This is a genomic window from Methylobacterium sp. AC315 (assembly GCF_979253755.1).
The window spans coordinates 1-13,956 of sequence record NZ_CEEDEA010000017.1 but is presented as its reverse complement, the minus strand read 5'-3'; the positions used below and the strand labels follow the sequence as shown (position 1 = coordinate 13,956).

Sequence of the window (13,956 nt, the reverse complement as noted above, 5' to 3'; positions counted from 1 at the left end):
AGGGAGCCAAATGCATCGCTCGGCACTGAAAAGAAGTGCGCCCATCTCAGTATAGCGCACGCGGCAATTGACGCTCGAGACAGTCTATAAGCAGAAAAAGGCGCGGCCCCTACGAGCCACGCCTTTCAAAAATTTTGGTTTAGACTCTCAAGGTGCCATGGCAATCCCATGGGCTCGCGACACCATTGCGCCGCCACCAAGCGAGTAGGCTTGTTATAAGGCGAGACTCAGACCATCACAAGTGCTGATGCCTATCTTGAAGCGCCATGTCCCGACTCGCGAACTGCTCGGAGCGTACCTGACGTTCACGCCTCGCTCGCATGAGGTCGACTTGCTCGACAAGGACATGCGGACGCTGAACCCAACGCTGCTCCGGGACGCGATTCGCGAGGCCACGGAAATACGCAAGCTCCGGTTGGTACCACCTGACGCACAGCGATCCCTGGTGCATCAGATCTACACCCGGAAGATCAAGGAATTCTCCGCGATCTACCCGTTCCTGTTCGCGGTGGAGAACGGCCTCAGGTCGGCCCTGGCAGAGCAGTCAGCGATCAAGTTCAACGGTGTGCATTGGTGGACCTTGATCCGGGATGCCCGGGCACGCGGCCAGACGGCTCAAGCCCTCCCAACCATTTGGACGATCCCCGTGAGCGCTGCCTTCTTAAAGGCGGTCTGGCGGGCATTCGATACCATTGCCAATCCGCTCCACGTGCAGAGCGTCTCGGACCGGGTCGCACCGATGAGTTTTTCTACACCCTCAACCTCGGCGACCTGTGGAACATCCTCAGTGCAGACTGGTCGATGACACGCGGAATGTTCTGCTCGGACGCAGAACTCGGCTTCAAGCTCGACAGAAAGATGTTCGAGGATACGATGCGGGTCATCAAGGAAGCTCGCAACGAACTCTATCATAGCAATCCGATCACAGACCGCACGAAGGTCGTCGGGGCCTGCGAACGCATCCTGAACGGTCTCAATGTCCATCTCGGTGACTACGACACGGATTTAGCTACGATCCGCCATGTACGGGTGCCGCCGACTGTGCCCCGGAGTCCGCGACACGTCATTCCACCGCGTTGAGTTGTTCGCGAGGGCACACTTGAAGGCACCCTCCAGGGCTCGCGCGCCAGGCTGGAGCCCTCCTTCGAGGCCTCCGCTTCGCTCCGTCGCCTCAGGATGGGGTGAGGGATTGGGATGGCCACTGAGGCGTTATCGCTGCCCCACCGTCATTGCGAGCGCAGCGAAGCAACCCAGGGACACGCGACCTTCACGGGCGGCGCGCTGAGCGCCGAGTCCGGCGCGGATCCGCGCCGGACCCGCCCCTCAATAATGCGCCAGCACCGCCAGCAGCAGCAGGGCGATGATGTTGGTGATCTTGATCGCCGGGTTCACCGCGGGGCCGGCCGTGTCCTTGTAGGGGTCGCCGACCGTGTCGCCGGTCACCGCGGCCTTGTGGGCGTCGGAGCCCTTGCCGCCGTGGTGGCCGTCCTCGATGTACTTCTTGGCGTTGTCCCAGGCGCCGCCACCCGAAGTCATCGAGATCGCGACGTAGAGGCCGGTGAGGATCACGCCGAGGAGGCTCGCCCCCACCGTGGCGAAGGCCTGGCTCTTGCCCGCGATCGCCTGGATCACGAAGAACAGCACGAGCGGCGACAGCACCGGGAGCAGCGACGGGACGATCATCTCCTTGATCGCCGCCCGGGTCAGCATGTCGACCGCCCGGCCGTAATCCGGCCGGGCGGTGCCCTGCATGATCCCGGGCTTCTCCCGGAACTGGCGCCGGACCTCCTCGACCACAGCGCTCGCCGCCCGGCCGACCGCCGTCATGGCGATGCCGGCGAACAGGAACGGGATCAGGCCGCCGAGCAGCAGCCCGACCACCACGTACGGGTTGGACAGGGAGAAATCGACGCTGACGCCCTGGAAGAACCGGTACTGCGTCGGGCTGGCATTCGCGATGAAGTAGTTCAGGTCGGACGTATAGGCGGCAAACAGAACCAGGGCGCCGAGGCCGGCCGAGCCGATCGCGTAGCCCTTGGTGACCGCCTTCGTGGTGTTGCCGACCGCGTCCAGCGCGTCCGTGGACTTGCGCACGTCCGGCGGTAGCCCGGCCATCTCGGCGATGCCGCCGGCATTGTCGGTGACCGGCCCGAACGCGTCGAGCGCCACGATGAAGCCCGCGAGCGCCAGCATCGCGGTGACCGCGATGGCGATGCCGAACAGGCCGGCCAGGGCGTGGGTCGCGATGATGCCGGCCACGATCACGATGGCCGGCAGCGCGGTCGATTCGAGCGAGATCGCGAGGCCCTGGATCACGTTGGTGCCGTGGCCGGTCACCGAGGCGTCCGCGATGGACTTCACCGGGCGGAAGTTGGTGCCGGTGTAGTATTCGGTGATCACCACGATCAGCGCCGTGATGGCGAGCCCGATCACCGCGCAGCCGAACAGGCCGCCCGACGTGAAGGTCACGCCCGTGGCGGTGGTGAACGCCGTCGAGAAGCCGCCCAGCAGGGTCAGGTTGACGATCGCGATCGCCACCACGGAGAGCACGCCCGCGGTGATCAGGCCCTTGTACAGGGCCCCCATGATCGACTGGTTGGCGGACAGCCGCACCGCGTAGGTGCCGGCGATCGAGGTGACGATGCAGGCCGCCCCGATGGCCAGCGGATAGAGCATCATCGGTTCGAGCACCGCCCGGCCGCTGCCGGTGGGCCCGGAGAAGAAGATCGCGGCCAGCACCATGGTGGCCACGATGGTCACCGCGTAGGTCTCGAACAGGTCGGCCGCCATGCCGGCGCAGTCGCCGACGTTGTCGCCGACGTTGTCCGCGATGGTGGCCGGGTTGCGGGGGTCGTCCTCCGGGATCCCGGCCTCGACCTTGCCGACGAGGTCGCCGCCGACGTCGGCGCCCTTGGTGAAGATGCCGCCGCCGAGCCGGGCGAAGATCGAGATCAGCGAGGCGCCGAAGCCGAGCGCCACCAGCGCGTCGATCACCTCGCGGCTCGACGGGTCGAGCCCGGCGCCGCGGGTGAGGTAGAGGTAGTAGAGGGCCACCCCCAGCAGGGCGAGGCCGGCGACCAGCATGCCGGTCACCGCCCCGGACTTGAACGCCATGTCGAGGCCCGCCCCCAGCGAGGTCGAGGAGGCCTGGGCGGTGCGGACATTGGCCCGCACCGACACGTTCATGCCAATGAAGCCGGCGGCCCCCGACAGGACCGCGCCGATCAGGAAGCCGACCGCCACCTTGATCCCGAGGAACACCGCCAGCAGCACGAACAGCACCAATCCGACCACGCCGATGGTGAGGTATTGCCGCTTCAGGTAGGCCTGCGCGCCCTCCGCGATGGCGGCGGCGATCTCCTGCATGCGCTGGGTGCCGGCGTCCCGCCGCATCACGTCGAGGATCGTGACGATGCCGTAGGCGACGGCACAGAGCCCGCCCACGATGATCAAAGCCAAGGGGATCATGCTCTACCGTCCTTGTTCTTATCGTGCCTGGCGGGGGCTTGTGATCGGTGTCGCGCTTGGCCGTCGCAGGACGACCATGGGACGTTGTGCGCGAATCAGTGCATTCCTTCCCAGTCGGTAAGTCTTAGCGCGTCCGCCGCCGAAGTGCAGACCGGTTCGGCGACAGTGAGCCGTCTCAGCAAAGGATAAGAGTCGGCCCGAGCATGGCGTGATCGGGCGGAGTCTAGTTGCCAAACTTCGCCGGTGAGCGCAAACGCCGCGTTTTCCGGCTTGGGCACTGCATCATGCCGATGCTGCATTGCGCCATGCCAGGATGCGGACCCAGACCGCGAAGGCTCTTCGCAGCGAAGCGGCGTCCGAGGTGTCGGTTCGTCGAAGTCTGGACCGATCCGACCGCCCCCGCGCCGCCCCGGCCGCCGAATTCTTCGCGGCTACGCAGGGCCTTAACCCGCGGTTAACCATACGGATCTCTACTTCCGGTTGTATAACGGATGGGGCTGGACATGAGCAGCGACCAAGTCGCCAAGCTGGCGGCGACGATCGAGGTGTTGACCGGGGCGGTGCACTTTTTGATCGCCGAGCGGGTCTCGGCCCAACCCGAGGCGGTCCAGGGCGACCTCCTGCACATCCTGCAGCGCGCCTTCTCGACGCCGCCCCGCCCGGAGGAGGCGCTCACCGGCCGCGCCGCGCTGACCAGCGGCGACCTGGCCCTGTGGATGCCGATCGTGGCGGCCGGGATGATGGACGAGGTCCGCCGCCAGATCGGGCGCCAGCCCGAGGGGGTGACCCACATCGTCCTCGGCCGGACCAATCCGGGCCCCGCCTCAGAAGTGGCTGAACGCCCCAGCCGCGAACACGCGCGCAGCGCCATCGCCCATTTCGAAGCGGGGCGGGCCGTCGCCTGAAGTGACGGTCCCGATGGCAGTGAGCGGGACCCCGGCTTCCGCCGCCTCGGCCCGGAGCGCGTCGAGGTCCTCGGGGGCTACGGTGCAGAGAATTTCGTAATCATCGCCGCCGGTTAGGACCGGGTCGATCAGGCCCGGCTCGGCGGCGCTCGCCCGGGCCGCGGCCTCCGACAGCGGCACGGATCCAACCGCGATCCGGGCGCTGCGGCCCGCGCCCAGCATCTTGGCGAGGTCGCCGGCGAGCCCGTCCGACACATCCATCGCGGCCGAGGCGTGGCGGCGGATCGCGGTCGCCAGGGCGAGGCGCGGGCGCGGGTGCAGGTACCGGTCGGCCAGCACCGCCAGCAGCGCCGGGTCGAGGGCCGCCGCCCAGGCGGCGTCCGGCTCCAGGCGCAGCCGCAGGCCGAGCGCCGCATCGCCGATCGTGCCGCTGACGCAGATCCGGTCGCCGACCCGGGCGGTGCCGCGCCGGACGATGCCGCCGGACGGCACCTCGCCGAACAGCGTCACCCCGATCAGCGCCGGCCCGCCGGAACGCACCGTGTCGCCGCCGAGCAGCGGGCAGCCGACCTCGGCCGCCGCCGCCCCGAGTCCACCGGAGAAGCCGGCGAGCCACGCCTCCGTCCAGTCGTCCGGAAGTGCCAGGGTCAGCAGGAAGCCGCGCGGCACCGCCCCCTTGGCCGCGATGTCGGACAGGTTCACCCCGAGCGCCTTGCGGGCGATCGAGGCCGGGGGATCGTCGGGAAAGTAGTGGATCCCGGCCACCACCGCGTCGGCGGTAACGACGAGATCATGCCCGGGGGTGGGCGTCAGGGTCGCGGCATCGTCCCGGAGCCCGTCCGCTCCCGGCCCGGCCAGCGGGGCGAAGTAGCGGGCGATCAGCCCCTCCTCGGAGGCGCGGCCCGGCCGGGACACGGCTCAGGCCTTCTTGGCGGGCGGCTTTCCGGAGCCCGGCTTGCCGCCCCCCTTGTTGCTCCCGCCCTTGTTGCTGCCGCCCTTGGGCGCGCTCATCTCACCCGGCCGGACCTCCCGGGCGACCCGGTCGAGGACGGCGTTGACGAGGCCGGGCTCGTCGGCGGTGTAGAAGCTGTGGGCCACGTCGACATATTCGGAGATCGCCGCCGGCGCCGGCACGTCGGGCCGGAACAGCAGCTCGTAGGCGCCCGCCCGCAGGATCGCCCGCAGCACGATCTCGATGCGCCGGAGCGGCCAGCCCTGGGCCAAAGCCTGGTCGAGCTTCTGGTCGATCGCCCGCTGCTCCTCGACCGTGCCGCGCAGCAGGTCACGGAAGAAGGCGGTCTCGGCCTTGGGATGCATGATCCCGTCGACCTCCTGGCCGATCCAGAAGGCCTCGAACTCGGCGAGCGCGTCGAGGACGCCCTTGCCGGAGATGTCCATCTCGTAGAGCGCCTGCACCACGGACAGGCGCGCGCCGCTGCGCGGGCTGATAGCCCGGGCCGTCTCGTGAGCCGTCTCCTGGGCACCGCCTCCGGCGCCATCCTGGGCGGTGTCGTCCGGCCTGGTCTCGGTCGTCGCGGTCATGTCGGTTCTCGTTATCGCGGGCGCGCCGCCTCGGCTGCGCGCTTGAGGGCGAGCACCCCGAGCGCCGCCTCGGCCGCGCCGCCGCCCTTGTTCATCTCGGCGACCCGGGCCCGTTCCAGCGCCTGCGCCTCTGTCTCGACCGTGAGGATGCCGTTGCCGAGCGGCAGCCGGCGCTGGACCGAGAGGTCCATCAGGGCGCGGGCGCTCTCGCCGGCCACGATGTCGTAATGCCCGGTCTCACCGCGGATCACGCAGCCGAGCGCCACCACGGCGTCGTAGTCATCCGCCAGGATCGCCACCGCGGCGGGGATTTCGAGGGCGCCCGGCACCGTGACCACGGTGGCGTGCGCGGCGAACGCCTCGATCACCGCGAGGGCGCCGGCCAGCAGCTCGTCGGCGAGCGCCTCGTAGTAGCGGGCCTCGACGACGAGGATCCGGGCGCCGGCAAGGGCCGGATCCGCGGGCATCGGCGCCGTGGCGGCGCGGTTATGGGCGACCATGGCTGAGTCCGGTCGGTTTTTCGGGGGTTGGCGAGGGCGCCGCGCTTCGGGCGCCCTCGGGATAGAGGGACGGTTAGACCGAAGCGGCCGGCGCGACAAGCACCGCGGTACGCTACCGCACCAGCGGCGGCAGCGGCGGCGCTCCCGCCTCCGGGAGTGCCGTGCGGGCCACGTTCATGGTCATGGCCAGCAGCGCGTAGTAGCCGTTGATCCCCGTGAGATCGATCGCGCCCTGCTCGCCGAAGCGCGCCACCACGGACGCGTAGGTCGCATCGCTCACCGCACGGTTGTGCTGCACCTCGGTCGAGAAGGCGTAGGCCAGCGCCTCGTCGTCACTCATGGTCTCGGGCCGGCGGCCCTCTGCCAGGGCCTGTGCGGTCTCCGGTGCGACCCCGGCCTTGAGCGCGATCGGGTGGTGGATCTGCCACTCGACCTGCTGGCTCCACAGCCGGGCGACGATCAGGATGACGAACTCGCTGATCCGCAACGGGAGGGCGCTGCCGTAGCGCAGGTAAAGCCCCATGCGGCTGGCGCATAGCATCAGTTCGGGGCTGCGCAGCAGCGGCACGAACGGCCCGAAGACCGGGACCCCGCGCTCGGCGCGGAACACCTCGGCAGCTGCGGCCTGCGCCTCCGAGAACTGGTCGGCGGGGATCTCCGGCAAGCGGTCCGTACCCGTCATGGCTTCCTGCCCTCACTAGCACCGTGCGCGCGGCACGCGCTCTGGATTTCCGGCCCCCGTGAGCCTAGACCGTTCAGGCTCACCGGCACGACGAGCGCCCGGGCCGGACGCGATCCGAACACACGCCAGCGAGGCTTACGGCTTTGGCCCTCCCCGTCAACGAACGCCGGCGCATCATGCTGCTCACGGGCGCGAGCCGGGGCATCGGACACGCCACCGTCAAGCGCTTCTCGGCGGCCGGCTGGCGGGTGATCACCTGCTCGCGCCACGCGTTCCCCGAGAACTGCCCCTGGGAGATGGGTCCCGAGGACCACCTCCAGGTCGATCTGGCGGACGCCCAGGACACGATGCGGGCCATCGAGGAGGTCCGGGGACGGCTCGATGCCGAGGGCGGCGTGCTGCACGCGCTCGTCAACAATGCCGGCATCTCGCCGAAGGGCCCCGCGGGCGAGCGCCTGGGGGCGCTGGCCACCGAGTTCGACGGGTGGCAGCGGGTGTTCCAGGTCAACGTCTTCGCCACGATCCTGCTGGCCCGCGGCCTGCGCGACGAACTCGCCCGGGCCCGGGGCTCGATCGTCAACGTGACCTCGATCGCGGGCTCCCGGGTCCACCCGTTCGCGGGTGCCGCCTACGGCACCTCCAAGGCCGCCCTCGCCGGCCTGACCCGCGAGATGGCCGCCGATTTCGGGCCCCTCGGGGTGCGGGTCAACGCGATCTCGCCGGGCGAGATCGACACTTCGATCCTGTCGCCCGGAACGGAGAAGCTCGTCGAGCAGATCCCGCAGCGGCGGCTCGGCACCCCCGACGAGGTCGCAAAGGCGATCTACTTCCTGTGCACCGACGCCTCGTCCTACGTGAACGGGGCCGAGCTGCACATCAACGGCGGCCAGCACGTTTGACCCGCCGCTCCGGGCGGCGGACATGACCGCCATGCGCTATTTCCCGCCCCGGCAACGCCGGATCGTCGCGGCCCTCATGGGATTGGTCCTGTGTGCGGCGCCGCTCGCCGCCGCCCGTGCCGAGCCACCCGGCCTCCGGATCCTGGACCTGCCGTTCAAGGTGAGGGCGCTGCGCGGGCCGCGCAGCGAGGTCGCGATCTCGGTGGCGACCGCCGGCCTGCTGCCGATCGCCGGTGCGAAGACGAGCCAGCCGGCCGGCGACGAGGAGAGCGCCCCGATCGCCGTGGTCTGGGGCGACGACGGCGGTGCCGTGCTCGGCCTCGCGGACGGCACCGTTACGGCGCGGCCGATCGGCCGTGAGGCGGTCGAGGGGCTGACCGCCGCCGAGACGCCGCGGGGCGCCCTGCCGGGTTCGCGCCGGGTCCTGGCCGGGCCTCTGAGCGCCTACCTGACCGGCCGTACCCGGGCCGCAGATGGCGGCGAGGCCGCCGCCGTCCTGACGATCCGCGAACGCCAGCCGATGGCCGTCAGCACCGATCCGAAGCCGGTCCCGGTCGCCACCGTCACGGTCCCGGCGGGGGGCGACGCGGCGTTCGCGCCGCTCCGGCCGCGCCTGCTGCGCCTCGCCGGCCGCCCGGCCCTCCTGGCCGCGACCCTCTCGGGACTGGATTCGGGCGGCCTCGTGCTGATCGGCCGCCCCGACGGTGCTGAGGCCTGGAGCGTCACGGCCCGCACCCCGGTGCAGCCCGGCCCGCCCCTGAAGATCGCCGGCATCGCGGATTTCGCGGGTTCCGGCATCGTGCAGGCCGCCACGGTCAGCGCACGGGGCCTGCTGCAGCTCTGGACCCTGCAGGCGGGCCGGATCGAGGCCGCTGGCGAGGCCCCGGGCTACGCGGCGGGCGAGGGAGATGCGGACCTCGCCGTCACGGCCCCGGCCGCAGGCCCACCCGAGCTCGCGGTGCCGGTGGCCGGACGGCCGGAGATCGCCCTCGTTCAGGCGAAGGGTGCGCTGCACGAGCGCCTGCGCATCCCGCTGCCGGCACCGGCCACGATCGGCATCGTGGCACTCGGCGAAGGCGCCGCGACGCGGCTGGTGGTCGGCCTCGCCGACGGGCGGGTCGCAATCGTCGCCCCCGACGGAGGCAAGCCGTGACGGCGGGCGAAGCCGATGGCGGCGGGCGCCTGTTCCCGACCCGGCCCTTCGTGGGCGCGTCGATCGCGGTGATCCGCGGCGATCGCGTCCTGCTGGCGGCCCGGGCGAACGAGCCGATGCGCGGCGTGTGGACCCTGCCGGGCGGCCTGGTCGAGGCCGGCGAGGCCCTGGCCGAGGCGGCCCTGCGCGAATTGTCCGAGGAGGTCGGCCTGGCGGCCGAGGTGGTCGGCGTGCTCTCACCCACCGAGATCATCGTCCGGGACGAGGCCGGCCGCGTCCGGCACCACTACGTCGTCCACCCGCACGCAGCCCTTTGGTGCGGCGGCGAGCCCGTGGCGGGCCCGGAGGCCCTCGGGGTCCGGTGGGCGACGCTCGCCGAGATCGCCGGCCTGGCGACGACGCCGGGCCTGATCGGGACCCTTCAGGAGGCGTTCGACCGGGTCGGCGACAGAGGAGAGGCGCGCCCGTGAGGCTTCCGGTCATCCTCTGCCTCGCCGTGGCGCTCGCGGGGCCGGCCCTGGCGCAGCAGCGCGGCAGCCGTGCGGCGCCAGTCAAGGAGGCGCCCAAGGAAGCGTCCCCACCGGCGGACGTGCCCGCTCCCTACGACCGCGACCTGATGCGGATGTCCGAGATCATCGGGGCGCTGGCCTTCCTGCGCGGCCTCTGCGTGGCACCCGACGCCGGGGAATGGCCGGCCCGCATGAAGGCGCTGATCGAGTCCGAAGGCGTGACGCCGGCCCGGCGTGATCGACTGGCCGGCGCTTACAATCGCGGCTATCGCGGCTACGCGTTGACCTACCGGGTCTGCACCCCGGCCGCGCACGAGGCGGCCGCCCGCTACGTCACGGAGGGTGACAGGCTGTCGCACGCCTTGGCTGGGCGATTCGGTGGGTGATGCAGAGGCATCACAGGCGGGATGCATCCCCCGAAAGGATCAACTTCGAGCGTCCGCGTTAACCGATCTGAAATTCTCGGCTGGCCGAGCCGCGGGGAGCCACCTATCATTCGTTGGTCCGCCGGGTCCCGTGCCCGGCGCAACGGAAGTACCGGGTCCATGCAGCACATCTCTCAGACCGCCCCCATCGAGGTCGATGTCGAGGAGAAGCGCGTCGCGCTGAGTTATGTCTCGGAGGCGTTCGCGGAAGGCTGTCTCGACGGGCTCGACGGCGACTGCATGGCTCAGGCCGCCCTGTTCGCGGCCTTCCAGGAACTCGTGATGACCTACGGCGAGGAAGCCACCGCCCGCTACGCCGAGGGCTTTCCCGAGCGCATCCGCGGGGGTGCTTTCACCACGACCCTCCAGCATTGACGAGGCGGCCGCGGAGCCCGGACGGTTGAGGCACGGGTGCGCAGCGACTACCTCCCGGCCCTGCACTCCGGAATTCCGGATTGCCCCTGTCGCGTGAGGATCTGACTGCCATGCCCGTCGCCCTGCTGCCGGACCGCGCCCTCGTCACCGTCACAGGGCCTGAATCCACCGCACTGCTGCAGGGCGTGCTGACCTGCAACGTCGAGACCCTGCAGGCCGGAGAGGCCCGCCTCGGCGCCCTCCTGGCGCCCCAGGGCAAGATTCTGTTCGACTTCCTGATCTCGCGGATCCCGGACGGTTTCCGGCTCGACACGGCGATCGACCGGGCGGCCGACTTGGCCAAACGCCTCACGCTTTACCGGCTGCGCGCGCAGGTGGCGATCGCGGTCGACCCAACCGTGGCGGTGGCGGCGGCCTGGGCCGGGGCCTCGCCGGCGGCCGAGTCGGACACCGTGGCGGATGCCCGCCATGTGGATCTCGGCGCCCGGATCTACGCCGGCGAAGGTGCCTTCTCGGCCGACGCGTCGGAGGCGGAATACCACCGGCGCCGCATCGGCCTCGCCGTGCCCGAGGGCGGACGCGATTACGTCTACGGTGATGCGTTCCCCCATGAGGCGCTGTTGGACCAGCTCGGCGGCGTGGACTTCAAGAAGGGCTGCTACGTGGGCCAGGAGGTGGTTTCGCGCATGCAGCACCGGGGCACCGCCCGCACCCGGATCCTGGCGGCTCGCTATACGGGCGAGGCCCCTCCCCCCGGCACCGAAATCACCGCCGGTGGCAAGGGACTGGGTACCACCGGCAGTACCGCGGGCGAGTACGGCCTCGCGCTGGTGCGGCTCGACCGCCTGGCCGACGCCCTCGCGGCCGGTGCAACCCCTCTCGCCGGCGATCGTCCAGTGACGTTCGAGAAGCCGGCCTATGCGACGTTCTCGATGCCTGAGGCCTCTGCATCGCCGGCCGCCTGATCGCTGATCGCAGCGTAACGTGACGTGTTTGGCGTGGCGATAGCGTTCCGCTCCTGTTCTCGCTAAACCACCGGGATGCCCGAGACCGGCCTGATCGACCATCCCGACGGTTGCCCCCGCTGCTGGTGGGCCGGCTACGACCCGCTCTACGTCGCCTATCACGACACCGAATGGGGCGTGCCCGAGCGCGACGGGCAGGCGCTCTACGAGAAGCTGATCCTCGACGGCTTCCAGGCGGGCCTGTCCTGGATCACGATCCTGCGCCGCCGCGAGGGCTTCCGCGACGCGTTCTCCGGCTTCGACCCGGAGGCCATCGCCCGCTACACCGAGGCCGACGTGGCGCGGCTGATGGCCGACGCCCGCATCATCCGGAACCGCGCGAAGATCGTCGGTACGATCGCCGGGGCCCGGGCCTGGCTGCGGATCGAAGAGAGCGGTCCGGGCTTCGCACCGTTCCTGTGGGACTTCGTGGACGGCCGACCGATCCAGGGGAGCGCCCGGAGCCGCACCGAGATCCAGACCGAGACGCCGGTCTCCCGGGCGATCGGCAAGGCCCTCAAGGCGGAGGGCTTTTCGTTTTGTGGACCGACCATCGTGCATGCCTTCATGCAGGCGGTCGGCATGGTGAACGACCATCTTGTCGGCTGCCACCGCCACGGGCCCTGCGCCGCGCTGGGCCAGCCGGCATGATCGACCCGGCACCCCGGGCCTGGCAGCGGATGCTGTCCGGCCGCCGCCTCGACCTCCTCGATCCCGCGCCGCGGGACATCGAGATCGCCGACATCGCCCACGGGCTCGCCCGGGTGGCACGCTGGAATGGCCAGACCCGGGGGCCGCACGTCTTCTCGGTCGCCCAGCACAGCCTGCTGGTGGAGGCGGTCGGCCGCCACATCGCCCCGGGCTGCACCGATCGGGACGGACTTGAGCTACTGCTGCACGACGCCCCGGAATATGTCGTCGGCGACATCATCTCCCCGCTCAAGGCGGCGATCGGCGACGCCTATCGCGGGGTCGAATTGCGCCTGCTCGCGGCCGTGCGCCGCCGGTTCGGCCTCGCGGCTCCCGTGCCCGCCATCGGACGGCTGGTGAAGCGGGCCGACCGGATCGCGGCCCATATCGAGGCCGTCGAACTCGCCGGCTTCGCCCTGGATGAGGCCGAGCGCTATTTCGGGCGCGCCCCGGACCTGCCGGCGGGTGTCCTCGCGCTCGCCGAACCGTGGCCGACCGCGCAGGCGCAGGCGCGGTTCCTCGACCGCTTTCATACCCTGGCGGAAGATTCCGGGCCCCCATCTCCCGATCCGGAATGAGGCGCCATGCCGAGGCTGCGGGCCGCCGCCGCGTCGCCCTCGATCCGTCACGATCACGCGTCAGGTGCCCGCCATCATGCCAACCCTTCACGTCTGTCCGCTCTCGCGCCTGCCCGAGACCGTCGCCGCCACCGGGGCGAGCCACGTGCTCACGCTCGTCAACGTCGGCACGCCGCTCGAGCGCCCGGCGCTGATCGATGCGGAGAACCACTCCGTCATCGGGGTCAGCGACATCGCCGAGCCCCGGGATGGACACGTCTTGCCGGCCGACGAGCACGTGGCCGGCATCCTGGCCTTCGCCCGAGCCTGGCCCCGGGACAAGCCGCTGGTGATCCACTGCTATGCCGGGATCAGCCGGTCCACCGCGGCCGCCTACATCGCGGCCTGCGCGCTGGCACCGGACCGCGACGAGGGTGACATCGCCGAGGCCCTGCGCGCGGCATCCCCGTCCGCGACGCCCAATCCGCTGTTCGTGGCGATCGCGGACCGGATGCTCGACCGTGACGGCCGGATGATCGCGGCGGTCGCGCGGATCGGCCGCGGCGCCGAGGCGTTCGAGGGGACGCCGTTCTGCCTGACGCTGACGTGACAGCCGGGCGGATAACCTCCGGTTGTCGGCGCCCCCGCCGCCGCGCACGACCGTCCGGTAGGCGTTCCACGCCGGGTTCGCTAAGGGGCGCCCCAAGGCGCGGAGAGTGTGGCGCAAACGCCGCCGCATGCTGCCAAAACGCGGCCTATCCGGCCGGCCTCGCCCTCGCGTGGGTTGTGGCCGCACCGGCTGCCGCCTTAGAACCGACCCAAAGGATGTGTGTGGGATGAACGCGAGCAGACCCGAGGTGGCCTCGGCCGCCGGCGACCTGCCCTTCGAGAAGGCGCTGGAGCAACTCGAAGAGATCGTGCGCAGGCTCGAGCGGGGTGATGTCCCGCTGGACGAGTCGGTGGCGATCTACGAGCGCGGCGAGGTGCTGAAGAAGCACTGCGAGGCGCTGCTGAAGCGGGCCGAGGCGCGGATCCAGAGGATCACCCTCGGCGCCGACGGGCGGCCCGAGGGCGTGGCGCCGCTCGATATATCCTGAGGCTCGGCGGTCAGACCGATCCCGTCCGATAGAGGTTGATGCCGTGGCGATTTCCCCCGAGCTGAGCGCACTTCTCGACCGTATCCCGGAGCCTGCGGCGCTCCGGCAGCTTCCCGAATCCGAGTTGCAGGCGGTGGCGGACGCGGTGCG

Annotated in this window: 18 protein-coding genes; 13 read left to right on the top strand and 5 right to left on the bottom strand. The window is 70.6% G+C overall.

The window, feature by feature from the left end; all coding sequences use genetic code 11:
• The first annotated feature begins 256 nt into the window (after window positions 1–256).
• Both AC0IY0_RS22240 and AC0IY0_RS22235 read left to right on the top strand, forming a co-directional pair.
• Entirely contained in the window at window positions 257–805 is a 549-nt protein-coding gene (locus AC0IY0_RS22240; RefSeq protein ID WP_471765562.1) for a hypothetical protein, read from the top strand.
• A complete protein-coding gene (locus AC0IY0_RS22235) occupies window positions 802–1,080 on the top strand; it encodes a hypothetical protein (protein WP_419828953.1) in 279 nt (92 codons plus the stop codon). The genes AC0IY0_RS22240 and AC0IY0_RS22235 overlap by 4 nt, the downstream gene beginning before the upstream one ends.
• A 243-nt stretch (window positions 1,081–1,323) precedes the next feature.
• Here the strand turns inward: AC0IY0_RS22235 and AC0IY0_RS22230 are convergent, their stop codons facing one another.
• A complete protein-coding gene (locus AC0IY0_RS22230) occupies window positions 1,324–3,468 on the bottom strand; it encodes a sodium-translocating pyrophosphatase (RefSeq protein WP_471765561.1) in 2,145 nt (714 codons plus the stop codon).
• 503 nt (window positions 3,469–3,971) lie between these two features.
• On the opposite strand from AC0IY0_RS22230, the gene AC0IY0_RS22225 reads away from it, so the two are divergent.
• Window positions 3,972–4,373: a hypothetical protein gene (locus tag AC0IY0_RS22225; RefSeq protein WP_147908473.1), complete on the top strand. Its 402-nt coding sequence runs from the start codon at window positions 3,972–3,974 to the stop codon at window positions 4,371–4,373.
• On the opposite strand, the gene thiL is transcribed toward AC0IY0_RS22225, so the two are convergent.
• The 4 genes from thiL to AC0IY0_RS22205 all read right to left on the bottom strand — a co-directional run bounded on the left by thiL (window position 4,293) and on the right by AC0IY0_RS22205 (window position 7,097).
• Window positions 4,293–5,288: a thiamine-phosphate kinase gene (thiL, locus tag AC0IY0_RS22220; RefSeq protein WP_471765559.1), complete on the bottom strand. Its 996-nt coding sequence runs from the start codon at window positions 5,286–5,288 to the stop codon at window positions 4,293–4,295. The genes AC0IY0_RS22225 and thiL overlap by 81 nt on opposite strands.
• A gap of 3 nt (window positions 5,289–5,291) precedes the next feature.
• Window positions 5,292–5,915, bottom strand: a complete 624-nt coding sequence (gene nusB, locus AC0IY0_RS22215; RefSeq protein WP_471765558.1) for a transcription antitermination factor NusB — start codon at window positions 5,913–5,915, stop codon at window positions 5,292–5,294.
• Window positions 5,916–5,926: 11 nt separating this feature from the next.
• The gene (gene ribH, locus AC0IY0_RS22210; protein ID WP_147908475.1) at window positions 5,927–6,415 is read right to left on the bottom strand and encodes a 6,7-dimethyl-8-ribityllumazine synthase; all 489 of its coding nucleotides are present in this window, start codon (window positions 6,413–6,415) and stop codon (window positions 5,927–5,929) included.
• Between the two features lie 112 nt (window positions 6,416–6,527).
• Entirely contained in the window at window positions 6,528–7,097 is a 570-nt protein-coding gene (locus AC0IY0_RS22205) for a carboxymuconolactone decarboxylase family protein (RefSeq protein ID WP_471765556.1), read from the bottom strand.
• Window positions 7,098–7,273: 176 nt separating this feature from the next.
• On the opposite strand from AC0IY0_RS22205, the gene AC0IY0_RS22200 reads away from it, so the two are divergent.
• The 10 genes from AC0IY0_RS22200 (at window position 7,274) to AC0IY0_RS22155 (ending at window position 13,806) form a co-directional block, all read left to right on the top strand.
• Entirely contained in the window at window positions 7,274–7,996 is a 723-nt protein-coding gene (locus AC0IY0_RS22200; protein WP_058193267.1) for an SDR family NAD(P)-dependent oxidoreductase, read from the top strand.
• A gap of 22 nt (window positions 7,997–8,018) precedes the next feature.
• Window positions 8,019–9,149, top strand: coding sequence for a hypothetical protein (locus tag AC0IY0_RS22195; protein ID WP_471765554.1), 1,131 nt, complete (start codon window positions 8,019–8,021; stop codon window positions 9,147–9,149).
• The gene (locus tag AC0IY0_RS22190; RefSeq protein ID WP_419828951.1) at window positions 9,146–9,619 is read left to right on the top strand and encodes an NUDIX hydrolase; all 474 of its coding nucleotides are present in this window, start codon (window positions 9,146–9,148) and stop codon (window positions 9,617–9,619) included. Before AC0IY0_RS22195 ends, AC0IY0_RS22190 begins: the two co-directional genes overlap by 4 nt.
• A complete protein-coding gene (locus tag AC0IY0_RS22185) occupies window positions 9,616–10,044 on the top strand; it encodes a TIGR02301 family protein (RefSeq protein WP_147940107.1) in 429 nt (142 codons plus the stop codon). The genes AC0IY0_RS22190 and AC0IY0_RS22185 overlap by 4 nt, the downstream gene beginning before the upstream one ends.
• A gap of 159 nt (window positions 10,045–10,203) precedes the next feature.
• Window positions 10,204–10,458 (top strand): hypothetical protein, encoded by a 255-nt coding sequence (locus AC0IY0_RS22180; protein WP_007564226.1) that lies wholly within the window; start codon window positions 10,204–10,206, stop codon window positions 10,456–10,458.
• A gap of 110 nt (window positions 10,459–10,568) precedes the next feature.
• Window positions 10,569–11,423: a CAF17-like 4Fe-4S cluster assembly/insertion protein YgfZ gene (ygfZ, locus tag AC0IY0_RS22175; RefSeq protein ID WP_471765552.1), complete on the top strand. Its 855-nt coding sequence runs from the start codon at window positions 10,569–10,571 to the stop codon at window positions 11,421–11,423.
• A gap of 75 nt (window positions 11,424–11,498) precedes the next feature.
• Complete coding sequence (locus AC0IY0_RS22170; RefSeq protein WP_147908480.1) at window positions 11,499–12,113, top strand: DNA-3-methyladenine glycosylase I; 615 nt, start codon at window positions 11,499–11,501, stop codon at window positions 12,111–12,113.
• A complete protein-coding gene (locus AC0IY0_RS22165) occupies window positions 12,110–12,730 on the top strand; it encodes an HD domain-containing protein (RefSeq protein WP_471765550.1) in 621 nt (206 codons plus the stop codon). Before AC0IY0_RS22170 ends, AC0IY0_RS22165 begins: the two co-directional genes overlap by 4 nt.
• Before the next feature lie 76 nt (window positions 12,731–12,806).
• Window positions 12,807–13,319: a tyrosine phosphatase family protein gene (locus tag AC0IY0_RS22160; protein WP_471765548.1), complete on the top strand. Its 513-nt coding sequence runs from the start codon at window positions 12,807–12,809 to the stop codon at window positions 13,317–13,319.
• 226 nt (window positions 13,320–13,545) lie between these two features.
• A complete protein-coding gene (locus AC0IY0_RS22155) occupies window positions 13,546–13,806 on the top strand; it encodes an exodeoxyribonuclease VII small subunit (protein ID WP_471765546.1) in 261 nt (86 codons plus the stop codon).
• The last annotated feature ends 150 nt before the right edge of the window (window positions 13,807–13,956 follow it).